24 protein-coding genes and 1 pseudogene are annotated in these 21,638 nt (G+C 69.2%); 12 read left to right on the top strand and 13 right to left on the bottom strand.

The features are described 5' to 3' along the window. Positions 1-24: 24 nt before the first annotated feature. Positions 25-690, bottom strand: a complete 666-nt coding sequence (locus tag ABFX56_RS14660) for a hypothetical protein (protein WP_346234100.1) — start codon at positions 688-690, stop codon at positions 25-27. A 219-nt stretch (positions 691-909) separates the two neighbouring features. On the opposite strand from ABFX56_RS14660, the gene ABFX56_RS14655 reads away from it, so the two are divergent. The 4 genes from ABFX56_RS14655 to ABFX56_RS14640 all read left to right on the top strand — a co-directional run bounded on the left by ABFX56_RS14655 (position 910) and on the right by ABFX56_RS14640 (position 4,296). Then, on the top strand, positions 910-2,445 hold the full coding sequence (locus ABFX56_RS14655; protein ID WP_346234099.1) for a M20/M25/M40 family metallo-hydrolase: 1,536 nt from the start codon (positions 910-912) through the stop codon (positions 2,443-2,445). A gap of 239 nt (positions 2,446-2,684) precedes the next feature. After that, the gene (locus ABFX56_RS14650) at positions 2,685-3,137 is read left to right on the top strand and encodes a DUF1801 domain-containing protein (protein ID WP_346234098.1); all 453 of its coding nucleotides are present in this window, start codon (positions 2,685-2,687) and stop codon (positions 3,135-3,137) included. Positions 3,138-3,171: 34 nt separating this feature from the next. After that, complete coding sequence (locus ABFX56_RS14645; protein ID WP_346234097.1) at positions 3,172-3,732, top strand: dihydrofolate reductase family protein; 561 nt, start codon at positions 3,172-3,174, stop codon at positions 3,730-3,732. Between the two features lie 141 nt (positions 3,733-3,873). Then, positions 3,874-4,296, top strand: coding sequence for a four-helix bundle copper-binding protein (locus ABFX56_RS14640; protein ID WP_346234096.1), 423 nt, complete (start codon positions 3,874-3,876; stop codon positions 4,294-4,296). A gap of 76 nt (positions 4,297-4,372) precedes the next feature. Here the strand turns inward: ABFX56_RS14640 and ABFX56_RS14635 are convergent, their stop codons facing one another. From ABFX56_RS14635 to ABFX56_RS14590, 10 genes and pseudogenes are all read right to left on the bottom strand, one after another. Then, entirely contained in the window at positions 4,373-4,702 is a 330-nt protein-coding gene (locus ABFX56_RS14635; protein ID WP_346234095.1) for a hypothetical protein, read from the bottom strand. 115 nt (positions 4,703-4,817) lie between these two features. Next, positions 4,818-5,498: an LON peptidase substrate-binding domain-containing protein gene (locus tag ABFX56_RS14630; RefSeq protein WP_346234094.1), complete on the bottom strand. Its 681-nt coding sequence runs from the start codon at positions 5,496-5,498 to the stop codon at positions 4,818-4,820. Between the two features lie 80 nt (positions 5,499-5,578). After that, complete coding sequence (locus ABFX56_RS14625) at positions 5,579-6,010, bottom strand: SRPBCC domain-containing protein (RefSeq protein ID WP_346234093.1); 432 nt, start codon at positions 6,008-6,010, stop codon at positions 5,579-5,581. A 36-nt stretch (positions 6,011-6,046) separates the two neighbouring features. Then, positions 6,047-6,616 carry an HhH-GPD-type base excision DNA repair protein gene (locus ABFX56_RS14620; RefSeq protein ID WP_346234092.1) on the bottom strand — a complete coding sequence of 190 codons (570 nt, stop codon included), beginning with the start codon at positions 6,614-6,616 and terminating at the stop codon, positions 6,047-6,049. Positions 6,617-6,698: 82 nt separating this feature from the next. Further along, on the bottom strand, positions 6,699-7,160 hold the full coding sequence (locus tag ABFX56_RS14615) for an SRPBCC family protein (RefSeq protein WP_346234091.1): 462 nt from the start codon (positions 7,158-7,160) through the stop codon (positions 6,699-6,701). A gap of 192 nt (positions 7,161-7,352) precedes the next feature. Beyond that, positions 7,353-7,817, bottom strand: a complete 465-nt coding sequence (locus tag ABFX56_RS14610; RefSeq protein WP_346234090.1) for a methyltransferase family protein — start codon at positions 7,815-7,817, stop codon at positions 7,353-7,355. A gap of 71 nt (positions 7,818-7,888) precedes the next feature. Continuing rightward, entirely contained in the window at positions 7,889-8,536 is a 648-nt protein-coding gene (locus ABFX56_RS14605; protein WP_346234089.1) for a response regulator, read from the bottom strand. Further along, on the bottom strand, positions 8,533-10,500 hold the full coding sequence (locus ABFX56_RS14600; RefSeq protein ID WP_346234088.1) for an ATP-binding protein: 1,968 nt from the start codon (positions 10,498-10,500) through the stop codon (positions 8,533-8,535). The genes ABFX56_RS14605 and ABFX56_RS14600 overlap by 4 nt, the downstream gene beginning before the upstream one ends. Positions 10,501-10,516: 16 nt before the next feature. Next, a complete protein-coding gene (locus tag ABFX56_RS14595) occupies positions 10,517-11,308 on the bottom strand; it encodes a hypothetical protein (RefSeq protein WP_346234087.1) in 792 nt (263 codons plus the stop codon). Between the two features lie 142 nt (positions 11,309-11,450). Further along, positions 11,451-12,095 (bottom strand): annotated as a pseudogene (locus ABFX56_RS14590) (NADPH-dependent F420 reductase); the annotation flags it as partial. A 90-nt stretch (positions 12,096-12,185) separates the two neighbouring features. Between ABFX56_RS14590 and ABFX56_RS14585 the strand changes: the two are divergent. Next, on the top strand, positions 12,186-12,665 hold the full coding sequence (locus tag ABFX56_RS14585; RefSeq protein ID WP_346234086.1) for a MarR family winged helix-turn-helix transcriptional regulator: 480 nt from the start codon (positions 12,186-12,188) through the stop codon (positions 12,663-12,665). A gap of 62 nt (positions 12,666-12,727) precedes the next feature. Here ABFX56_RS14585 and ABFX56_RS14580 read toward each other — a convergent pair whose 3' ends face one another. Both ABFX56_RS14580 and ABFX56_RS14575 read right to left on the bottom strand, forming a co-directional pair. After that, entirely contained in the window at positions 12,728-13,204 is a 477-nt protein-coding gene (locus ABFX56_RS14580; protein WP_346234085.1) for an RNA polymerase sigma factor sigma-70 region 4 domain-containing protein, read from the bottom strand. Positions 13,205-13,209: 5 nt separating this feature from the next. Continuing rightward, positions 13,210-13,803, bottom strand: coding sequence for a YdeI/OmpD-associated family protein (locus ABFX56_RS14575; RefSeq protein WP_346234084.1), 594 nt, complete (start codon positions 13,801-13,803; stop codon positions 13,210-13,212). Between the two features lie 347 nt (positions 13,804-14,150). On the opposite strand from ABFX56_RS14575, the gene ABFX56_RS14570 reads away from it, so the two are divergent. The 7 genes from ABFX56_RS14570 to ABFX56_RS14540 all read left to right on the top strand — a co-directional run bounded on the left by ABFX56_RS14570 (position 14,151) and on the right by ABFX56_RS14540 (position 21,615). Next, positions 14,151-14,753 carry a nucleotidyltransferase family protein gene (locus tag ABFX56_RS14570; protein WP_346234083.1) on the top strand — a complete coding sequence of 201 codons (603 nt, stop codon included), beginning with the start codon at positions 14,151-14,153 and terminating at the stop codon, positions 14,751-14,753. Next, positions 14,750-15,628, top strand: coding sequence for an AAA family ATPase (locus ABFX56_RS14565; RefSeq protein ID WP_346234082.1), 879 nt, complete (start codon positions 14,750-14,752; stop codon positions 15,626-15,628). Before ABFX56_RS14570 ends, ABFX56_RS14565 begins: the two co-directional genes overlap by 4 nt. Positions 15,629-15,630: 2 nt before the next feature. Next, positions 15,631-16,755 carry a vWA domain-containing protein gene (locus tag ABFX56_RS14560; protein ID WP_346234081.1) on the top strand — a complete coding sequence of 375 codons (1,125 nt, stop codon included), beginning with the start codon at positions 15,631-15,633 and terminating at the stop codon, positions 16,753-16,755. A 321-nt stretch (positions 16,756-17,076) separates the two neighbouring features. Continuing rightward, the gene (locus ABFX56_RS14555) at positions 17,077-17,580 is read left to right on the top strand and encodes a (2Fe-2S)-binding protein (protein ID WP_346234080.1); all 504 of its coding nucleotides are present in this window, start codon (positions 17,077-17,079) and stop codon (positions 17,578-17,580) included. Next, entirely contained in the window at positions 17,577-19,967 is a 2,391-nt protein-coding gene (locus ABFX56_RS14550) for a xanthine dehydrogenase family protein molybdopterin-binding subunit (RefSeq protein ID WP_346234079.1), read from the top strand. Before ABFX56_RS14555 ends, ABFX56_RS14550 begins: the two co-directional genes overlap by 4 nt. Then, complete coding sequence (locus tag ABFX56_RS14545; protein WP_346234078.1) at positions 19,964-20,833, top strand: FAD binding domain-containing protein; 870 nt, start codon at positions 19,964-19,966, stop codon at positions 20,831-20,833. The genes ABFX56_RS14550 and ABFX56_RS14545 overlap by 4 nt, the downstream gene beginning before the upstream one ends. Continuing rightward, a complete protein-coding gene (locus tag ABFX56_RS14540) occupies positions 20,833-21,615 on the top strand; it encodes an SRPBCC family protein (protein WP_346234077.1) in 783 nt (260 codons plus the stop codon). The genes ABFX56_RS14545 and ABFX56_RS14540 overlap by 1 nt, the downstream gene beginning before the upstream one ends. Positions 21,616-21,638: the final 23 nt, after the last annotated feature.

The raw sequence follows: 21,638 nt of genomic DNA, 5'->3' as shown, positions 1-21,638 counted from the left end.
TTTCCTTCTCTCGATCAGTATGTCCTACCCGGTAGACGTGCCGGGGCGCCCGGATGTGACCTCCGGGCGGGCGGACGGGTCGATCTGCACCGGATACCCGGCCCGCAGCGCGGCGACGGTCGCCGGCGGGGTGATCACCTCGACCAGGCCGTCGGATGGCCGCGACTGGCGCCGGCTGTACCCTTCGGTGCCCCACTGAACGATCTCAGAGCCGAGCACCAGGTACGGTGCGCTCGCGGAGTCTGTCGGTTCGGGAAGGACGAAGGTGCCGTCCGGAAGTTCGGCCCGCGGCATCCGGTGCAGCAGGCGCCGATGCGTTCCGCCGATCAGCCGTTCGGAGTGCAGCTGCCGGTTCATCGCGGTGGCCGACGGCAGATCGACGCCCAGGCCGGCCGCCCAGGCGGTCCGGTAGGCGTTGTAGCTGCCGCGCCGGCATTCGGCGCATGGCCGATGTCCGGCGGCGAGCGCCACGGCCTCGTCGTGGAAGAACAGGAACGTGTAGTGGTGGGGCTGCCACTGCGGATTCCAACGGCCGCGGAACTGCAGCGCGCAGATGATCCAGAGATTGCCGGAGTGGAACCTGGTGATGGCTGTGCCGGAGTGGATGCGGCCGCGGTTGCCGGTCCAGGCTCCGCGAAGTGGCGTCGCCACGATGTCACCGAGCGGCGTGACGCGATTGCGCTCGGCCATGAGCCCTCCTTGCAGTGACACCCCGCGCAGAGACACCCCGCGCAGAGACACCACGAGGCTACACGCAGGCATCGTGCCTGAAAGCACCGTGTGAAAAGAGCTGTCTACCCCCATTCGGGGCCAGACTCCACTATGGTCGGGCACACGGTGCCGATGCTGGAACAGCCGGCTGTCGGCCGTTGCTGTGAAGCAACAGTATGAGAATCAAAGGAGATCCCCATGAGACCCAACCGAAGGCTGCGCCGGGTAGCGATCGCTACCAGCGTGGGCGTGGCAGTGAGCATCGGCCTACCGGTCGGAATCGGACTGCCGGCGTACGCCGACAACGGCACGGACACCACAGCGTTGCGGAACGCCGTCACGGCCGAGAATATCGTGCACCACCTCCAAGCACTCCAGGCGATTGCAGATGCCAACGACGGCGACCGCGCGGCGGGCACCAGCGGTCACGTCGCCTCCGCCGAATACATCGAGGGACAACTGCGCGCGGCTGGCTACGACCCGGTGCGTCAACCCTTCTCCTATGACCAGTTCGTGGAGACCGGCTCCGCTCTGGAGCAGCTCTCCCCCACTCCCGCCTCCTATGTCGACCAGACCGACTTCGACACGATGGACTACTCCGGCTCCGGGGACGTCACCGCGACGCTGACCCCGGTCGACCTGAATCTCACCGGCGATCGGGCCTCCACCAGCGGCTGCGAGGCCGCCGACTTCGCCGGCTTCGCTGCGGGAACCATCGCGCTGGTGCAACGCGGCACCTGCAGCTTCCGCGTCAAGGTCGATAACGCCGCGGCCGCCGGTGCGGCCGGCATCCTGGTGTTCAACCAGGGCAACGAGGCGCCCGGCGACGACCGGGTCGGCTTGCTCTTCGGCACGCTCGACGCCCCACAGGCGGCGATCCCGGCGATGGGGACGACGTTCGCGCTCGGTGAGGCCCTCGCCGGCATCGCGGGCGTGACGATGCGGATGCAGGTGGATGCCGGTGTGCAGACGGTCAACACGTTCAACGTGCTCGCGGACACCGGCGGCCGCACGGACCGCACCGTGGTCGTCGGCGCGCACCTGGACTCCGTCGCCGAGGGCCCGGGCATCAACGACAACGGCAGCGGCAGCGCCGCGATCCTCGAGACCGCGATTCAGATGGCCGAGTCCGGCGACGAACCACGCAACCGGGTGCGGTTCGCGTTCTGGAGCGGTGAAGAGGACGGCCTGGTCGGTTCCGACTACTACGTGTCCCAGCTGACCAAGCGCGACATCAAGGACCACGCGCTGAACCTCAACTTCGACATGGTCGCCTCGCCGAACCCGGTGCGGTTCGTCTACGACGGCGATGGGGATGCGTTCGGCACGGAAGGCCCGAACGGGTCGGCGAACATCGAGCACGTCTTCACGGATTACTTCGCCTCGCAGGGTCTGGCCACCGAGCCGACCGCGTTCGATGGTCGTTCGGACTACTTCGGGTTCATCAGCAATGGCATTCCGGCCGGTGGATTGTTCACCGGCGCCGAGGGCATCAAGACCGCCGAGCAGGCTGAGCTCTACGGCGGGGTGGCCGGCGAACCGTTCGATCCGTGCTACCACCAGGCCTGCGACACCGTGAACAATCTCGATCTCGGAGTGCTGGAGCAGATGGCGGATGCGATCGCGCACACCACTCAGACGTTCGCCGAGACCACCTCTGCGGTGAACGGCACGAGCCAGGGTGGTTCCGGGGTGGCCGACCTCCGAATGAAGGGCAACCTCGCACTGAAGTAGTCGGCGCCGGGTAGACGCATCGAGCGGGTGCGGATGCGGGCGCGGATGCGGGCGCGGGTTCCGGCGCAGAGCCGGGGCCCGCTCCGCTGTGCCGGACGGCGCTGTGCCCGACGGCGCTGTGCCCGACACCCCTGTGCCCGACAGCGCTGTGCCCGACACCCGTAGGAGCTTGCCGGTCCGCCCGCACTGGCTACTGTGGACAGCAGTGCCCGAGCACGATCGAGGGAACGGACGTGGCGATGGCCACACTGAGCGCCGGAGACGGGTCGGTGCACGCCTACATCGAGGCGGTGGCCAGTCCCATCAGGCGGCGCGATGCCCAGACGCTCCTGGAGTTGATCGCGCGGGTCACGGGTGAGGCGCCAAAGCTGTGGGGACCGTCGATCATCGGCTTCGGCACCTATCACTACAAGTACGCCAGCGGGCGGGAGGGTGATGCCCCCGCGGCCGGCTTCTCACCGCGGAAGGCGGCCACGACGGTCTACCTGCCGGACGGCGTCGGCGCCTATCCGGACCAGTTGGCCCGGCTCGGCGAGTACTCCACCGGCGTCGGCTGCCTCTACCTCAAGGACCTCGAGAAGGTCGACCTCGCCGTGCTCGAGGAGATCATCGATTCGTCCTATCGCACCGCCGCCTCCGGCGTGTTCGGGAACAGGGCGCGGGATTCGGACAGGGATCGGCCGCCCTCGTAGGACAACGAACGGGATATTAGGAGGATTGTGCACCATGGGCAGGTTGATCTATTCACTGACCGTCTCGCTCGACGGATACATCACCGACGAGAACGGCAACTTCGACTGGTCCGCCCCCGATGAGGAGGTGCACGGCTTCGTCAATGACCTCTTGCGGCCGATCGGCACCTACCTGTTCGGACGGCGGATGTACGAGACGATGCTCTACTGGGAAACCGCGCAGGACTTGCCCGACCAGTTGCCGGTCGAGCGGGATTTTGCCGCGATCTGGCAGGCGGCCGACAAGGTGGTGTACTCCACGACGCTGGCCGCATCGGTCAGCGCGAAGACGACCTTGGAGCACCGCTTCGATCCGGAAGCGATCCGACGTTGGAAGGCAGCCGCGCCGCACGACCTCTGCGTGGGCGGCGCCGATCTGGCCGGGCACGCGATCCGGGCCGGCCTGGTGGACGAGGTCCACCTGTTCGTCGTGCCCGTGGTGGTGGGCGGTGGCACCGCGGCACTGCCCCGGGGGATCCGGTTGGCACTGAAGCTGCTGGATGAACACCGGTTCAGCAACGGCACGGTGTACCTGCGCTATGTAGTCGCGGGTTAGTGCAGTCGCGGACTAGGCGAGCGGTGCTCGCACACTGCCCGAGCGGTCCGCGAGCCCGCGGCGTAGCATCGAATCGGTGGGGTGCCGCATTCGGCATCGGCACCGGCTGGTGCTCGGCAGCCCCAGAAATGGACGGTTCCCATGATGAACCCTGCGATGCAGATGATGGACAACCACCAGAAGGACATGCCGACCACGGGCATGGATATGGCGATGATGCAGGAGTGTATCGAAGCCTGCTCCGCGTGCGAGCAGGCCTGCACCACCTGCGCCGGCATGATGACGGGCGAGGCCATGGCGATGTGCGCGAACATGTGCATGAACGCCGCCGACACCTCACACACGATGATGCGGATGATGATGCGCCCGAACGGCATGCACCTGGAGAGCTTCACGGCCATGGTGCAGGCCACCATGACCATGGCTTCGGCCTGCGCCGACGAGTGCATGAAACACGCGGACATGAGCGACGATTGCCGCATGTGCGCCGAGGTGTGCCGTCAGTGCGCGATGTCGATGCAGAAGATGGCGGATGCGATGAAGGGCACGATGCCGGTGAGCTAGAGCACCGTCAGAACTCAGATTGTCGGGACGACGTCAGAACTCAGATTGTCGGGACGACTCAGATCGTCAGGACGACTCAGATCGTGAGGACGCTGACCCGGGTGTCGCCGGCGGCAAGCACCTTGTAGAGCGAATGCAGCGCTACCGGGGCCCCCGGGCTCAGTTGCGCGCTCAGGTCGTGGTGGTGCCAGGCCCAGATGGTGTCACCGGATCCGATCGGCTCGACGGCGATCCAGCCGTCGGTGCTTGCGTTGCGCACGATGCCGTCGATCCACTTGCTGCCGGTGGCCGCCGCGGCGCGGGCCTGGATCGGGTGCAAGGCGTGGCCGGGACCGCGCTTGACGCAGCCCTCCTCCGCGGCGTGGGCGCACTGCATGATGCCGGCCACTCCTGTGAGACTCGTCAATTCCGACCTCCTTCGCGCTCCATGTCCGTTCCAGCTGCCTCGATTCTAGATTTCGCGCGTCGGCGTTGTCGGTAGAGCCGTCACACGACGAAACACTGGCCGGCGGCGCAGCGGGTCAGTCGTCGCCGTCGTCGATGTCGGGGAACTCGTCGTCGTCCCAGGAATCGAGTGCTCCGTCGGCACCGAGCACCCCGCCAGCACCAAGCACCTCGGCGGCCCCGCTGGTCGCGTCGATGATGCCCTGCAGCAACTCCGCCGCGGTCGCGGAACGCAGCAGGTGCACCTGGTCGAGCGGGCCGATCGGTGCCACACCCGCCAATTGCCAGCTCGACTGGATCGGATCCTCCGAGAGGCCGATCTCGGCGGGCCATTGTCCCTCGGAGAACTCGCTGGCCTGGGCCAGGGTGCGGCGCACGACCAACTCCGCTTCCTCGTGCAGCGGCTGCAGCGCATCCGTCCACTGCAGGTCCGGAAGGTCGAGCACCTCGGCGTGCGGATGCGGCCGGTCCTCGAGCCAGCGCGTCACGGCGACCCGGCGGGTGCCGCGCACCACAAGCCCGAGGGTGCGGCCGTCGGTTTCCATCTGGGTGATGTGGGCGACGGTGCCGGTGTCGAAGCGCTGCTCGCCGCCGCCGGCCTCCGAGCCGCGCTCGATCAGCACCACCCCGAATTCCGGGATGTCCTGCTGCAGCACCCGGGACATCATCAGCAGGTAGCGGTCCTCGAACACGCGCAGCGCCATCGGCATCGCCGGGAACAGCACCGACGACAGCGGGAACATCGGCATGGATGTCATGGACAGGAGTGAACCACGTCCGTCTTCGAATTCCCCGCACGGTGGCGCGGGCGGTTCGCCGGTCGTCGGGACAACCGTGATCAGGCGCCCTCGGCGGCGTCCTTCGCGCTGGCCAGCAGCGAGTCCCACATCTGTTTGGAATGCGCGGCGGCCTCCGCGCTGTCGTTGTTGTCCTGCCTCAGTGTCAGCACGGTCTGGGTGCCGAACGGCTCGAGCGTCCAGGTGAGCGTGTGGTAGTTTTCCGGCGCATCCGCCTGCCCGGTCAGTGGGCTGAAGTGGGTGGTCTCCAGGCGGCGGCCCGGTTCGAACGCGATGATCTCGCCCTTGTCCTCGAACGGTTTGCCTTCCCACTCGCCGCGCCAGACGATCGGGCTGCCGACGCTCCAGTCGGTGATCACCTCGGAGCCGAAGAACAATTGCCCCACGGATTCGGTGTCGGTGATCACTTCCCAGACCCGTGACGGCAACGCATCGATGGTGATCGTCGAGGTGGCGACATATTTGTCGGACATGGTTTCTCCTCTATGAGTCGCCCCGGTGGGGACTCGCTATCGGGCCTTCGCCGCGGCTTTGGCCGCCTTCTTCGACTCGCGCACCCGGTCCAGCGACTCGGAGTCGACGATGTCGGCCACCGACATCCGCGAGCCGTCTTCACCGTACGGGGCGGATGCTTCGCGCCAGCCGACGGCCGCCAGCCCGCGCTGCTTGCCCAGCAGCGCCAGAAAGATGCGGGCCTTCTGCTCGCCGAAGCCGGGCAGGGTCCTCAGCCGGCGCAGTATCTCGGCGCCGTCGGGGTTGCCGTCGGTCCAGATCGCGGTCGCGTCGCCGTGCCAGTCGTCGCGCACCGCGGCGCACAGCGCCTGCACGCGTGCCGCCATCGACCCCGGAAAACGGTGCACCGCCGGTGGTTGTTTGAACACCTGCGCGAAGGCATCCGGGTCGTGGTCGGCGATCGCGGCGGCATCCAGCGAGCCGATGCGGTCGCGGATCTTGGCCGGGCCCGCGAAGGCAGACTCCATGGTCACCTGCTGGTCGAGCAGCATCCCGATCAGCAGCGCCAGGTCGTTCTCGGTGAGCAGCGCATCCGCCGCAGGCTCACCCGTGAGATGCATCGTCATGCCGCCAGTGTGCGCGCCGAATGCCACCTGTGGCTAGTCCGAGGCGCGCCGACCTGCCGCCAGTGCCGATTCGCGGGCCGGATCAGGCGGTTTCGGCGGCCTTCTTGATCGCCGCCAGGGTGGCGTGGATGCCACTGCGCGCGTTCTCGAGCCGCTGCGTGATCTCGGCCTCGGCCGTCTCGCCGAATCGCTCGGCGAAGTAGGTCTCCCCCGCCGGCAGGATCGCCCACGACTCGGTCAGCTCGGTACCGCCGGCGGCCGGGCTGAACGTGTAGCCCCAGCGGGTGCGGTCGCCGCCGACGACGAAGGCGAACTCACGTCCTGGCTCGTCGGCCACCACTTGGGAGCGGGTTTCCCAGGTCTTGGTGGGTGTCTCGTTGTGGCCGGTGAACCAGGCGCCGACGCCGCGACTGTCGTCGTCCCACCAGCCACCGGTGCACACCGGGCTCCACTGGCCCATCCGGGTCACATCCGAGACCATGGCGTACAGCTCCTCCGCCGGTCGGGACACGATGATCGACTCAGAAAAGTTCCAGTTACCCATGCCGGAAGTCTAGCGATCCCGCGCCAGCACACCCCGTCCCCTTCCATCATTCAGGAGCCGATGGGGCGGTTGAGGCTGGTGGTGACCGTGAGCACCGCACCCGTCGCATCCGGCCCACCGGTCACACGATGTCCTGAATGATGAAAGCCGGATGCTGGGCAGGTGCGCGGCCAGTCCGATGCGGTCAGCGGGTCAGTCCGGTCGACGCAGCCGGCCGACACCCGGTATGAAGCGCCCCACCCGCGCGGCGTACTGATCGAATTCCGGATGCTTGGCGCGCAGCATCCGTTCCTCCCATCGCGCCTTCCCGGCCAGCAACGACAGCAGTGCCAGCCAGGTGACGATGTGCCAGATGGAGGCGCCGAACACGACCAGGCCGAGCCCGGCGACCAGCAGCCCGGTGTAGATCGGGTTACGGACCACGCCGTAGATGCCGGTCGTGACCAGACCGGCGTGCTCCCGTGGAATCGGACTGGCGGTCAGGGCCGAGCCGAGCCCGGCCGCGCCGAGGACGGCCAGGGCCGCACCGGCCAGGACCAGCACCATGACGATGACCAACGCGGCGGCGGCCACCGGCCACAGCGTGCCGTGCGGAATCACCACCAGCGCCGCCAGAAGCAGCAGCTGAGCGGCGACCAGAGTGAACGCCCGATTCATGAATCGAGACTACGGCCGCTTCTGTCCGGCGAGAACAGATTCCCGTGCCGCACCCCGATGGTCGGGCCGGTTCAGCTCCCGAGTCCGGCGTCCCGCGCCCGGGCCACCGCCTCGGCCCGGCTGCCGACCTCCAACTTCGCGAAGACACCCGAGGCGTGGTTGCGCACCGTCTTCTCGGAAAGGAACAGCGTTCGGGCGATCCTGGCGTTGTCGTATCCGCGCGCGATCAGGTCGAGCACCTCCCGCTCCCGCGCGGTGAGCGCGGGGAACGCTCCGATGTGCACGGGCAGGCTCGACAGCGTCGTGGCGACCCGGTGCGCGACCTCCGCGCCGACCACGAGCTCGCCGGCGGCGACCGACCGGATGGCCGAGACGATCCGGTCCTGGTCGGCGCCCTTCACGAGGTAGCCGCGGGCGCCGACGCGCAGCGCCGCGTCGACGGTCTCATCGGCCGCGGACATCGTGAGCACGAGCACGGCGCACTCCGGGTGGCGCTCACGCAGCGCGCCGGTCGCGGCGATTCCGCCGATGCCGTCCATGTGCAGATCCATGAGTACGACGTCCACCCGGTCCAGGCGGTCCACCAGCGCGCACGCCTCCTCACCGCTGCCGGCCTCGCCGATCAGCCGGATGCCGGCATCGTCTGCAAGCGCGGCCGCGAGGCCCCTGCGATACACCGGATGGTCGTCGGCGATGATGACCCGGATCGGCTCGTTCATGCCCGCACCGGAATATGTGCGTGCACGCGGGTGCCGCCCCCGGGGACCGACTGGACACTGCAGTGCCCGCCGAGTTCCCGGGCGCGTTCGGCCATCGATCCGAGTCCGACGCCCGACCGAGTCGCCTCCCCGATGCCGCAGCCGTCGTCGGTGACCCGCACATCGAGCCCGTCCGCGAACCGCAGGCTCACCTGGCAGCGGCGGCCCTGCGAGTGGCGGGCCGCGTTGTTCATCGCCTCCCGCGCGACGAAGTACGCGGCCAGTTCGACCGCCGCCGGCAGCGCGGGGAGCTCGTCGACGCAGTCCACGGACACCAGGATGCGACCGGATGCCGTCAGCGAGGCCCCGTAGTCGCGCAGCGAGGCGACCAGGCCGATGTCATCCAGGGCCGCCGGTCGCAGTTCGGCCACGATCCGTTTGAGGTCGTCCAGTCCGTGGTGCACGTCGGCGTGGATCGCGTCCAGTCCCAGGCTCTCGCCCAGCCCGGCCCGTCCGGCGGCGCGGTGCGCGGCATCCAGCCCGAGGGCGACGCCGGCCAGCGTGGGCCCCAGTCCGTCGTGCAGGTCGCGACGGATGCGCCGCCGCTCCTCTTCCCGCGCGACGACGAGCCGTTCCCGCGAGCGCACCAGGTCGCGGTTCAGCAGCACGGCGCGCACCGAGGCCGCCGCCTGCGCGGCGACATCGCGCAGCAGCACCTCGTCGCCGGCATCGAGCACGCGTTGACCGGGGCGCACGCCGACCTCGAGGGTGCCCACCCGATCACCACCGTGCAGGAGCGGCAGCGCCTCGACGTGCTCGCCGCGTTCGCCGACCTGAGCGGCGGGCTCCGCATCCCCGGTGAGGGTGACCGCGGCGTAGGGCAGATGCAGAGAGCGGCTGACCGTGGTGACCAGGGCCGGCAGCACCTCCTCCGGCGACAGGGCGTCCTCCAGTCGCTGGCCGAGCCGGGACAGCGCGGCGTAGGGCTGCATCCGGTCGCCGTAGAACAGCCGATCGATGCCGCGGCGCGCCCACTGTTGCGCCGGGGCGAAACCGACCCCGACCACCACGGCGGCCAGCACCGCACCGGCCGGGCCGCCGGCGATCTGTGCGGCCAGGATGCCGACCGGCACCGCGACCACCGCCACCACGACGACGGCAGCGATGCCGTGGATGGCGGTGCGTCCCCGCCAGCGGTCGCCGTCGTACAGGCCGTACCGTAGCGTGGCCACGCCCAGGCCGATCGGGACGGCGAGGGAGCCGATCAGGTTCGGGATCGGGCCGAGCAGTCCGCCGACCAGGGTTACGGCGAACGCGCCGATCATCCACCACAGCGGCGCCCGGCGCTGCCGCGAGCCGCGCACGGTGCGGACGATGACGCCGACGAGCCCGGCGGCGAAGCAGGCCACGGCCAGTCCGATCAGCGTCGCGAAGATGGACAGCGACAGTGCCGGGTCGATGCCGGAGATGGTCAACGGATTGTGCAGCCCGGCATCCACCTCTTCCAGCGGCGGCCCGATCAGGATGTTGCCGAGGCTGCCCACCCCCACCACCGACCAGGCGACCCAGGCCACCGGGCGCCAGCGCCGGGACGGCAGCCGGCCGTCCGGGAAGTAGAGGGTGAGCGTGGCCGTTTCCAGCAGCAGTGCCGGCACCCACAGGTAGGCCGCGAGGACGACCGCGAGGGTGTGCGGCGCCAGCCCGCGTTCGGCCCAGATGCCGGACAGGGTGGCCGCGGCGGTGAGCTGGCCGAGGGCCACGAAGATCCAGCCCAGCACGTGTCGCGGGGCGCGCCGGATGATCAGGGCTCCGACGGCGGCGAACGGCACGGCGATGGCGGCGGTGGTGAGGCCGTTCTCGGTGGCCAGGGCGAGCCATTCGCCGGCATCCGCCCCGACCAGCACGACGAAGAACGCGACCTCGGTCGCTGCCAGAACGGACAGTGCCGTCGCGACAGCGGCCGGGGTGCCGCGCGAAATCTTCATCGGGCGGTCCCGAGCGTCATGGCTTGATGCTAGTGGCAGGGTCGCCGTCGCGGAATGGTGCCGTCGCGGTGAACAGCGAAACCGACATCAGCACTGCGGCGGCCAGGCCGAGGTAGTGGGCGTCGAACGGCAGGAGTCCGGCGATGTCGCCGGCGATGAACAGCACGAGCAGGATGACGCTGGCCCGCGAGACGGCGTGCGAGCGCCACAGCGCCCAGGCCGCGGCGAGGATGGTGAGCATCGACGCGTTGTTGTAGACGGTGAACAGCACGGCGGCGGGTGGACCGGCGTATCCGGACAGGGCGGCGGCGGCTGCGGTGGTGCCCAGGTGTGCGTCGGCCAGGGCGAACGCCGACACCGAGAAGCCCATCATCAGCGGCAGGCAGGTGAAGGCGAGCACTCCGCTGATCAGGGTGATCCAGGATGCGATGCGGCTGCGGGTGCGAGCCAGCCGGAACCAGATCAGCACGGAGCCCACCAGCAGTGCCGGTGCGAAGATGCCGGCGATGGCCGCTGTGTTGGCGGGGCCAGGATCGGTCGCTAGTTGGTGGAACAGGCTGGCATAGCCGTGGCTCATGTCGAGCAGCGACCGATTGACCAGCTGGGCGACGAACGCTCCGATCAGCACGGCGCTCGCGGCGACCTTCACGCCGATCGGCCAGCTTCCGGCGACCGACTCGAGGCGGCGGTGTCCGTGTCGTCGTTCAGTGGCGGTCTGAACGGGTTGGGCGGTGGTGACCATGATGTTCTCCTTCACGAGCTGCGGGTCTTCTGACCTCACAACCGTGCCGCCGGCGTTGTCCCGCACAAAAGGGAACCCGGTCCCGACTTTCGCCGGGACCGGGTGGTTTCTCCCACCGGTGGTTGGGGAGCGACCGAGGAACGAGGCCGTCCCTAGTGCACACCCGGTGGTTGAGGAGCGACCGAGGAACGAGGCCGCGTCTCGAAACCTACTTCTCGACCGCAAACCCCCCGGCCCAGCTGATCTTCTCGGATGCTGCCAGGGTGAGCTGCAGGAACCCGAGCGCCTCGAGCTCGCGGGCCCGCTTGAGCGCACCGGCATCCACCGCGGAGATGCCACCGGCTTCGAGCACGCCGGCCAGCGCCGCCTTGGCGTCGCCGTCGTCTCCGGCGATCAGTACGGTGGTCGGCTGTCCGCCGACCTGCCCGGAGGTGAGCGTGGCGGCCAGAGTGGTGTTGAACGCCTTGAGCACGGAGGCGCCGGGCACCCGGCTGGCGACCTCCTGCGCGGCGGAGGAATCGGCCGGCACGGTGAGGCTGTCGAAGGTGGCGAAGTCCAGCGGGTTGGTGATGTCGACGACGGTCTTGCCGTCCAGTTGTGCCGCGTACTGTCCCAGCACGTCGCTGAGCGCCGGGTAGGGAACGGCCAGCACGACGATGTCGCCGCTGGGGGCGTCGCCCACTGCGCCGGAGGTGACCGATGCGCCGGCCGCCTTCGCCGCCTCCGCGGCCTTCTCGGCATCCCGGGCCAGAACCTGCACGGGCGCTCCGCCCTTGGCCGCGATCCCGGCGATGGCCGATCCCATCTTGCCCGCTCCGATGATGGTGACGCTCGTCATGTCGTGCTCCTTTTCTCGCCTCTCGGCGACCGCTCAATTAGTTGTTGCTACAAATAAGTTACCTCGCTTCAGTTGTAGCGTCAAGTAATTTGCTAGACTGATTTCATGACCGAGGAGAAATGGCTGACCGCACCGCAACTGCACGCCTGGTTGCGCTTCGTCGCGGTCCTGGAACTGCTGCCCGGCGTGCTGGATTCACAGTTGCAACGCGACGCCGAGCTGAGCCACTTCGAGTACTTCGTGCTCGCCATGCTCTCCGAGGCGCCGGATCGCACGCTACGCATGACGGCGCTGTCCGATCACACCAACGCCACGCTCCCCCGGCTGTCCCACGTGGTGGCCCGGCTGGAGCGCCGCGGCTACGTGCAACGCACCCCCTGCCCAGAGGACCGCCGCGCCACCAACGCCAGCCTCACCGAGGCCGGCTGGCAGAAGGTCGTCGCCTCGGCGCCCGGGCACGTGCGCACGGTGCGCGAAAACGTGGTCGACCTGCTCACCGACGAGCAGATCGGGCAGCTGGAGGCCATCTCAGACACACTGCTGCGCAACCTGGACCCGGAACACCGGATGCTGTCCCGCGAGTAGATCTAACCTCACTTGCACATTGGTGTCCTTCCCGAGCACTCGGAAGCACACCTAGGCGCAACTCAGCGCATCCCGTCCGGGAACACCCGCTTGTAACTGCGCCCATCCGGCAAGTGCACCGTGGTGGCATCCAGGGAGCCGCGGCTGATGCGCAGGTAAATGGCCTGAACGCTCACGCCCAGGCGGCGGGCCGCCTCCGCCACCGACAGTCCAGGCAGGTCCGTCGGCACGTTGCTCGGCCGCGCCGACCGTTTGCGGCCGGCCTCGTGCCGGGACGCGATCTCGGCGTCGCTGCCCTGCCAGCGCCACTTCGCCGCCGCCGGCTTGAGGCCGGATGCCTCGGCCACCTGATCCCAACTCGCGCCGCTCGCCAGGGCGTCGCGCACCGCATCCAGGGTGGCGGCATCCTGCTCCAGCGCCGTGATCAGCGATCGGATGTCGCGCAGCCGGTCCAGCGGGCCCGGCATCACCTGCGCCCGGTCACCCTCAGCGAGGCGGGCCAGGGCGGCACGCGCGGAATCGGCGAGAAACGGCGGCATGGCCTCTAGTCTGGCAGCCGCTTCTGCGGGTACGGTGCCTCGTGCCGGGCCAGCATCTCGACGAAGCCGGCGATCTTGCGCCGGCGCGCGGCATCCGTCTTCAGCTGGCTGAGCCGGAACATCAGCGCGTACCGGTTCTGCGCAGTCAGCACGTCGTACATGGCCTGCGCGCTCGGATCGGCGGCGATCGCCGCCAGCAGGTCGGCCGGCGGCTCGGCGCGGGCCGGGCCGGCGTAGGCCAGTTCCCAGCGTCCGTCCGCCTTCGCCGCCTCGACTGCGGCGCGGCCGGCCGGGCGCATCCGGCCCTCGTTCTCGAGCCGAGCGATGTGGCCGACGTTGCGCAGCGACCAACTGCTGCGTGGACGGCGCGGGGTGAACCGCTGGAAGAAGCTCTCGTCGTCGCGGCTGAGGGACCGGCCGTCGATCCAACCGAAGCACAGCGCCTCGTCCAGGGCTCCGGCGTAGTCCAGCGCGGTGATGGTGCCGCCCTTACGGCCGAGGATCAGCCGCACCCCGGGCGAGTCCGCGTGGTGTTCTTCGAGCCAGGCCCGCCAGGCGGCGGCATCCGGCAGCAGCAGGTCGGGGTACTCGGTGGCCATCCGTCGAGTCTGGCCGCCCGCGCCTGGTCGCGCAACGCCCGCCCTACCAGGCCCGAGCGATACCTTTCCGGACAAGAAACCTCCTTGCTCCCACCGAGCGATACCTTTTCGGACGAGACGCCTGTCCGCGGACGCATCAGTGGTCCGGAATGCCATCTCTGAGCCGCCGATGCTGCCGCTCATCCCTGGGCGGGTCGATGCTAGCCGTGCCACCGCCGGGCGACCGATGCGGGGTGACGGAAGCGCAGGGCGAGCCGGTAAGGTACGAAAACGGGTATCGACCCGCCCGACCGCGGACGAGCAGGAGTCCACGGTGACGGTGCGGCCCGGTCGAGGAGTGCGCCGGAATGGCCGAGACGATCGGATTGCTGCTGGCCGCGGGTGCCGGCCGACGGATGGGGCGTCCCAAGGCGTTGCTGGAAGGCCGCGACGGTGTGCCCTGGGTGGTGTCCACGGCACGCACTCTGGCCGCCGGCGGATGCGTCGAGACGGTCGTGGTGGTCGGCGCGGCGGCGGAGACGGTCCGCGGCCTGCTCGCCGGCGAGCCGGTGACCATCATCGAGGCCGCCGACTGGGAGGCCGGCATGGGTGCCTCGCTGCGCGCGGGGCTGGATGCGATCGGCGCGGGGCTGGATGCGACCGGCATCGGACCGGAGGCCATCCTGGTGCAGCTCGTCGACCTGCCGGACGTCGGCCCGGCGGTGATCCGGCGGTTGCTCGCCCATTCGGCGCCGGATGCCCTGGCCCGCGCCGACTACGGCCACGGCCCGGGGCATCCGGTGCTCTTCGGCCGCGATCACTGGGCGCCGATCGCCGCCGAGTGCGCCGGCGATCGCGGTGCCCGCGCCTACCTGGCCCGCCATCCGGTGCTCGAGGTGGACTGCTCCGATCTGGCCACCGGCGCCGACATTGACGATTCCGAGCATTATGTTTCTATGCTGAGTAAATGATCACCGTCGATTCTGCCCAGGATGTGCGCGACCGACTGGGCTCGGTCGGTTATCTGGCGGACGACGGGCTGGCCATGGTGACCTATCTCGCCCTGGCGATGCAGCGTCCGCTGCTGCTGGAGGGCGAGCCGGGCACCGGCAAGACCGCACTGGCCGAGGCGCTGGCGCAGTGCCTGCAGATTCCGCTGATCCGGCTGCAGTGCTACGAGGGCATCGACGCCACGCAGGCGCTGTACGACTGGGACTTCACCCGGCAGATCCTGCACCTGCGCACCGTGGAGGCGGCCGGCGCGACCGGCGACACCGATGGGCTCGAGCAGTCCCTGTTCGACGAGCGGTTCCTGTTGGCGCGGCCCATCCTGCGCGCGCTGCGGGAGAGTCCGGCGGTGTTGCTGGTGGACGAGATCGACCGCGCCGATGACGAGTTCGAGGCGTTCCTGCTCGAGGTGCTCTCCACCAATCAGGTCACCATTCCGGAGTTGGGTACGATCACGGCCAGCACGCCGCCGATCGTGGTGCTCACCTCGAACCGCACCCGCGAGCTGCACGACGCGCTGAAGCGCCGCTGCCTCTACCACTGGATCGAGCATCCCGGCCTCGCCAGGGAGATCGAGATCCTGCGCACCCGCCTCCCCCAGGTGAGCCAGCTGCTCGCCGAACAGGTGGCCGCGGTTGTGCAGAACCTGCGCCTGGGCGGCGAGATGCTCAAGCCGCCCGGTGTCGCGGAAACCCTGGATTGGGCGCACGCGCTCAGTCAGCTCGGCCGCCTGGAACTCGACCTGGAATCCGCCGCCGCGACCATCGGCGCGGTGTGCAAATACCGCGAAGACACCGAGCGGGTGCGCCTGGCGCTCGACCGCATCCTGACGGCCTGACCGTGCCAACCCCGCTCGCACCGACGGATGCTCCGCTCGAGTCGACCGGGACGTTCGTCGGCTTCGCCCAGGCGCTGCGCAGCGCGGGACTGCCGGTCGGACCGGACCGCACCCAGGTGTTCCTGGATGCGGCGGTGCGGCTCGGCGTGGGCGACCGCCGCCACGTGTACTGGGCCGGGCGCGCCACGCTGTGCACCAGCCCGGAAGACATCGTCACCTTCGACAAGACCTTCGAGCGCTGGTTTTCCGCCGAACCGGCCGGCGTCGCGGCGCCGCGTTCGGCCCCGCAGTCGGTCGCGCAGGCCGACATCACCGGCGATGGCGCGGCCGATCAGCTCGGCGAGGAGCACCGCATCGCGGTCCTGGCCAGCGAGGAGGAGGCGCTGCGGCACCGGGATGTCGCCAGCCTGTCCGCGGTGGACCGGACACGACTGGCGCGGCTGTTCGCCGGCCTGAGCGTCACCGTGCCGCAGCGGCGCAGCCTGCGCCGGCATCCGCATCGCCGCGGCGACATCGACGCCGCCCGCACGGTGCGCGAACAGCTGCGGCGCGCGGGTGAGCCGGGTCCGCTGAGACACCGCCGGGCGCGGCCGAGGGCGCGGCGCATCGTGTTCCTGGTGGACGTGTCCGGCTCCATGCAGGCCTACGCCGACAGTCTGCTGCGCCTGGCGCACCGGGTCGTCATGGCCGCGCCCTACAGCACAGAGGTGTTCACGTTGGGCACCCGGCTCACACGGGTGACCACGGCACTGCGGTTGCGCGACCCGGAGCAAGCTCTGCAGGTCGCCGGCGCGGCCGTGCCGGACTGGTCCGGTGGGACTCGGCTCGGCGAGGTGCTGCGCGCCTTCGCCGACCGGTGGGGGCAGCGTTCGGTGGTGCGCGGCGCCGTCATCGTGATCGCCAGCGACGGCTGGGAGCGCGGCGACCCGACGCTGCTGGGCAGCCAGGTGTGCCGGCTGCAGCGGCTGGGCCGGGTGGTGCTGTGGTCGAACCCGCACCTGGGCAAGGCGGGCTACGCGCCCATCCAGGGCGGGATCGTCGCCGCGTTGCCGTACCTGGATGCGCTGGTCGCCGGCCATTCGCTGGCGGCGTTCGAGGAACTGTTGCAGCGGATCGCCGACGCGTGAGGCTCGGGCCGACCTTGCCGGCATCCGCCCGCCGCACCTGCCCCCTATCCGCCAGACATCCGCCCTCCCATCCCGTTTCAAGGACATTCTGTCTGCATGCCCGGTTTAGCCCGATGTTCCGGCAGCCGGAGGACAAAATCTCCGTGAAACGGGATGTAGACGGGCGGCGGGAGGGGGAAGGCAGAGCGGCCGGGAGGGCGACGGCGAAGGGGGCTGCGGGATGCCGCGGAGCGGCTGGCGCCACGCCGGGCGCTCTATCGTGAGCCGCTCTCGCGGGTGTATACAGAGAGGACACAATGACGTGAGCGAACGGAGCAAGACATGACGCGCAGCACCATCACCGTGACAGTCGACGGGGTGTCCTACACGGATGAAGTGGAACCTCGGATGCTGCTCGTAAGGTACTTACGAGAGACACTCGGCAAGACTGGCACACTGATCGGCTGCGACACCAGCAACTGCGGCGCCTGTACCGTGCACCTGGATGGGGTGAGCGTGAAGTCCTGCACCATGTTCGCGGTGCAGGCCGACGGCCACGAGGTGACCACCATCGAGGGGATCTCCCAGAACGGCGAGCTGCACCCGATGCAGGCCGCGTTCCACGAAAACCACGCCCTGCAGTGCGGCTTCTGCACCCCGGGCATGATCATGGAATCCATCGACCTGCTGCGCGAGCATCCGGATCCGGACGAGCAGACCATCCGCGAAGGACTGGAGGGCAACCTCTGCCGCTGCACCGGATACCACAACATCGTCAAGGCGGTGCAGGCCGCCTCCAAGGTCAATCTCGGCGCGACGATCCCGGTGGGGGTGCCGGCAGCATGACCACCACCGAAATCGGTGCCCCGCGCACCCGGAAGGAAGACCAGCGCCTCATCACCGGGCACTCCCGGTACACCGACAACATGGTGCTGCCCGGGATGCTGCACATCGCCCTGGTGCGCAGCCCGTTCGCGCACGCGAAGATCACCTCGATCAACGTGGAGGCCGCCAAGAAGGCGACCGGCGTGGTGATGGTGCTCACCGGCGCGGACGTCGCCGACGAGCAGGGCAGCCTGCCCTGCGTCTGGCCGGTGACCCCGGAGCAGAAGGCGCCGTCGTATCCGGCCATCGCCATCGACCGGGTCGCCTTCGCCGGCGAGATCGTGGCCTGCATCATCGGCAGGAGCGCCGCCGCGGCCCAGGATGCCCTCGACCTCGTCGACGTCGAATACGAAGAACTGCCCGTGGTCCTGGACCTCGAGGAGGCATACAACGACACCGTGCTCGCCCATCCCGACCTCGGCACCAACCTGTCCGCCAAGTGGATTCTGGATTCCGCCGCGGCCGGCACCGGCAAGGACGTCGCGGAGGCGCTGGCCACCAGCGACGTCGTGATCGAGCGCACCTACCGCCAGCAGCGGCTGATCCCGGCCTTCATGGAGCCGCGCTCCACCGTGGTCGACCCGACCAGCGAGCAGATCACCATGTGGTCGGCCACCCAGGTGCCGCACATCGTGCGCCTCGTGCTGGCGCTGACCCTGGGAGTGCCGGAGTCGAAGGTGCGCGTCGTCGCCCCGGATGTCGGCGGCGGCTTCGGCGGCAAGCTCGCGGTGACCCCGGAAGAGATCATCACCATGATCGCGGCGCACCGCACCGGCAAGCCGTGCAAGTACACCGAGACCCGCAGCGAGTCGCTGATCGCCGGCCACCACGGTCGCGCCCAGGTGCAGCGCCTCAAGCTGTCGGCCACCAAGGACGGCATCGTCACCGGACTGAGCGTGAACCTGCTCGCGGACATGGGCGCCTACCTGGGCATCATCACCTCCGGCATCCCGATCCTGGGCGCGTTCATGTACAACGCGATCTACAAGTTCCCCGCCTACAGGTTCGAATGCAACAACCTGTTCACCAACACCACTACGACCGGCGCATACCGCGGGGCCGGGCGGCCGGAGGCGACGTTCGCGATCGAGCGGCTGATGGACGACCTGGCCGCGGAGCTGAAGATGGATCCCATCGAGCTGCGTCGCAAGAACTGGATCAAGCACGAGGAGTTCCCGTTCACGACCGTCGCCGGGCTGGAGTACGACTCGGGCAACTACGAGGCCGCCACCGACAAGGCGCTGGAGTTGTTCGGCTACGACAAGCTGCGCGCCGAGCAGCAGGCCCGTCGCGCATCCGGCGACCGGGTGCAACTGGGCATCGGAGTCTCCACGTTCACCGAGATGTGCGGACTGGCCCCCTCGCGGGTGCTCGCCTCACTGGACTATGCCGCAGGCGGTTGGGAGCACGCGCAAGTGCGGGTGCTGGCCACCGGCGGCGTCGAGGTGGTCACCGGCATCAGCCCGCACGGTCAGGGCCACGAGACCTCGTTCAGCCAGATCGTGGCGGACCGACTCGGGGTGCCGTTCGACAACGTGGAAATTCTGCACGGCGACACCCAGGTGGCGCAGAAGGGCATGGACACCTACGGTTCGCGGTCTCTGGTGGTCGGCGGCATGGCCGTCGTCGCGGCGGCCGACAAGGTGATCGAGAAGGCCAAGACCGTCGCGGCGCACCTGCTGGAGGCGGACCGGGATGACATCGAGTTCACCGCGGGCCGGTTCGGGGTGAAGGGCACCGACCAGGGCATGACCTTGGCCGAGATCGCCTTCGCCGTGTTCTCCGGCCACAACATGCCCGACGGCTTCGAGCCCAGCCTGGACTCCGATGCCACCTTCGACCCGGTGAACTTCAACTTCCCGCACGGCACTCACCTGGCCGCGATGGAGGTGGACACCGAAACCGGTGAGGTCAGCCTACGCAGCTACGTCTGCGTGGACGACATCGGAAACGTGATCAACCCGCTGCTGGTCGACGGTCAGGTGCACGGCGGTCTGGCACAGGGCATCGCGCAGGCCCTCTACGAGGAAGCGGTCTACAACGAGTCCGGCACCCTGGTGACCGGGTCCTTTGTGGACTACCTCATCCCCTCCGCCGCCGACCTGCCGTCGTTCACCACGGCCAGGACGACGACCCCGGCCACCACCAATGCGCTGGGGGTCAAGGGCGTCGGCGAGGCCGGCACCATCGCATCCACGCCCGCGATCGTCAACGGCGTGCTGGATGCGATCCGCCAGTTCGGCGTCAGCGACATCGCGATGCCGTGCACGCCCAGCCGGGTGTGGACCGCGCTGCAGGAGGTGGCGCTGAACGATACCAGCAGCGAAACGACAGGAGCAGTGCGATGATCCCGGTGGCATTCGACTACGCGGCCCCGACCAGCGTCCAGGAAGCGCTTGAGCTGCTGGCGAAGGCCGGCGACGAGGGCAAGATCCTCGCCGGCGGGCAGAGCCTGATCCCGGTGCTCAAACTGCGGATGGCGGCGCCGGGCATCCTGATCGATCTGGGCAAGATCGACGAGCTGCGCGGCATCCGGGAGGAGGGCGACGCGCTCGTGATCGGGGCGATGACCCGGCACCACAAGGTGGCGAACGACCCGCTGGTCGCGCAGCACGCCTCGCTGCTGGCCAAGGCGACCCAGACCGTCGCCGACCGGCAGGTGCGGCATCGCGGCACCCTCGGCGGCGCGCTCAGCCACGCCGACCCGGCCGCGGACCTGCCGGCGCCGGCGCTCGCACTGGATGCCGAGTTCGTCATCGCCGGACCGCGCGGCACCCGCACCGTGCCGGCATCGGAGTTCTTCGTCGACCTGTTCACCACCGCGCTGCACGAGGATGAGATCCTCACCGCGGTGCGGATCCCCAAGCGCACCGGATGGTTCAGCAACTACCAGAAGTTCGTGCGGGTCGCCCAGCAATGGTCGATCGTGGGGGTGGCGGCGACCGTGCGGATGGACGGCGACACCATCGCCGAAGCACGGGTGGCACTGACCAACATGGGCTCGGTGCCGGTGCGGGTGCCGAGCGTGGAGCAGGCGCTGGTCGGCTGCCCGATCGAGGAAGAAGCGATCGCCCGGGCGACGGCCGGAGCCGGCGAGGGCACCACGCCGCCGAGCGACATCAACGGCGACGCGGACTACCGGCGGCACCTGGCGTCAGTGCTCACCAAACGCGCCATCCTCGGTGCGGTACCGCTGTCGCAGGCGGCGGCCTGATGCAGCTCGAGCACAAGTTCAGTCTGCCCGTCCCGTACGACACGGTCTGGGCGTCGTTCGACGACCTGGCCGGGCTGGTGCCCTGCGTTCCGGGTGCGACGCTGACGTCCCAGGACGGCGAGTCGTTCACCGGGTCGGTGAAGGTCAAGCTCGGACCAATCTCGATGACGTACAACGGCACCGGCACCTTCGTCGAACGCGACAAGGCGGCCGGGCGGATCGTCGTGGAGGCCAAGGGCAAGGACAAACGCGGCAACGGTACGGCCGGCGCGACGGTGCAGGCGCAGATCACCGCGGTCGGCGACAGCACGGCCGTCGAGGTCAACACCGACCTTGCGGTGACCGGTAAGCCGGCCCAGTTCGGCCGCGGCGTGATCCAGGAGGTGAGCGACAAGCTGCTCGGCCAGTTCGTCGACGCCTTCATTGCAAAGTTGAGTCCGGATGCCGCGGGCGTGGGCTCCGCAGAAGGCGGCCCGGAGGGCGGCAGCGGTGTCGGTGCTGCACGCGGTGCCGACATTGCGGGAGGCAACACGTCCGCGGCGTCGACTCCAGCCACCGCATCCACGCCAGCCGCATCCACGCCAGCCACGATATCGACACAGGCGTCGGCATCCATACCGCTTCCGGCGCCGTGGCTGCGGCTCAAACCCGCCCCCGGCTCGGAGCCGGCGGAACTCGATCTGCTGTCGACGGTGTTGCCGGTGCTGGTGCGCCGCTACGCGGTGCCGGCCGGGATCGCGCTGGTCGTGATGCTCGCCATCCGTCGCTGGCTGAAGCGGTAATCCACCGACCCCGAGCGAGCTTC

Origin of the sequence: Parafrigoribacterium mesophilum, from assembly GCF_039652555.1 — a bacterium.
In the GTDB taxonomy this organism is placed as follows: Bacteria; Actinomycetota; Actinomycetes; order Actinomycetales; family Microbacteriaceae; genus Parafrigoribacterium; species Parafrigoribacterium mesophilum.
This window is presented reverse-complemented; position numbering and strand designations above follow the sequence as displayed.

Excerpts from the sequence above, each read along its gene's own strand:
- ABFX56_RS14660 (WP_346234100.1), bottom strand. The coding sequence starts at position 690 with ATGGCCGAGCGCAATCGCGTCACGCCGCTCGGTGACATCGTGGCGACG.
- ABFX56_RS14655 (WP_346234099.1), top strand. The coding sequence starts at position 910 with ATGAGACCCAACCGAAGGCTGCGCCGGGTAGCGATCGCTACCAGCGTG.
- ABFX56_RS14650 (WP_346234098.1), top strand. The coding sequence starts at position 2,685 with ATGGCCACACTGAGCGCCGGAGACGGGTCGGTGCACGCCTACATCGAG.
- ABFX56_RS14645 (WP_346234097.1), top strand. The coding sequence starts at position 3,172 with ATGGGCAGGTTGATCTATTCACTGACCGTCTCGCTCGACGGATACATC.
- ABFX56_RS14640 (WP_346234096.1), top strand. The coding sequence starts at position 3,874 with ATGATGAACCCTGCGATGCAGATGATGGACAACCACCAGAAGGACATG.
- ABFX56_RS14630 (WP_346234094.1), bottom strand. The coding sequence starts at position 5,498 with ATGACATCCATGCCGATGTTCCCGCTGTCGTCGGTGCTGTTCCCGGCG.
- ABFX56_RS14625 (WP_346234093.1), bottom strand. The coding sequence starts at position 6,010 with ATGTCCGACAAATATGTCGCCACCTCGACGATCACCATCGATGCGTTG.
- ABFX56_RS14620 (WP_346234092.1), bottom strand. The coding sequence starts at position 6,616 with ATGACGATGCATCTCACGGGTGAGCCTGCGGCGGATGCGCTGCTCACC.
- ABFX56_RS14615 (WP_346234091.1), bottom strand. The coding sequence starts at position 7,160 with ATGGGTAACTGGAACTTTTCTGAGTCGATCATCGTGTCCCGACCGGCG.
- ABFX56_RS14610 (WP_346234090.1), bottom strand. The coding sequence starts at position 7,817 with ATGAATCGGGCGTTCACTCTGGTCGCCGCTCAGCTGCTGCTTCTGGCG.
- ABFX56_RS14605 (WP_346234089.1), bottom strand. The coding sequence starts at position 8,536 with ATGAACGAGCCGATCCGGGTCATCATCGCCGACGACCATCCGGTGTAT.
- ABFX56_RS14600 (WP_346234088.1), bottom strand. The coding sequence starts at position 10,500 with ATGAAGATTTCGCGCGGCACCCCGGCCGCTGTCGCGACGGCACTGTCC.
- ABFX56_RS14585 (WP_346234086.1), top strand. The coding sequence starts at position 12,186 with ATGACCGAGGAGAAATGGCTGACCGCACCGCAACTGCACGCCTGGTTG.
- ABFX56_RS14580 (WP_346234085.1), bottom strand. The coding sequence starts at position 13,204 with ATGCCGCCGTTTCTCGCCGATTCCGCGCGTGCCGCCCTGGCCCGCCTC.
- ABFX56_RS14575 (WP_346234084.1), bottom strand. The coding sequence starts at position 13,803 with ATGGCCACCGAGTACCCCGACCTGCTGCTGCCGGATGCCGCCGCCTGG.
- ABFX56_RS14570 (WP_346234083.1), top strand. The coding sequence starts at position 14,151 with ATGGCCGAGACGATCGGATTGCTGCTGGCCGCGGGTGCCGGCCGACGG.
- ABFX56_RS14565 (WP_346234082.1), top strand. The coding sequence starts at position 14,750 with ATGATCACCGTCGATTCTGCCCAGGATGTGCGCGACCGACTGGGCTCG.
- ABFX56_RS14555 (WP_346234080.1), top strand. The coding sequence starts at position 17,077 with ATGACGCGCAGCACCATCACCGTGACAGTCGACGGGGTGTCCTACACG.
- ABFX56_RS14550 (WP_346234079.1), top strand. The coding sequence starts at position 17,577 with ATGACCACCACCGAAATCGGTGCCCCGCGCACCCGGAAGGAAGACCAG.
- ABFX56_RS14545 (WP_346234078.1), top strand. The coding sequence starts at position 19,964 with ATGATCCCGGTGGCATTCGACTACGCGGCCCCGACCAGCGTCCAGGAA.
- ABFX56_RS14540 (WP_346234077.1), top strand. The coding sequence starts at position 20,833 with ATGCAGCTCGAGCACAAGTTCAGTCTGCCCGTCCCGTACGACACGGTC.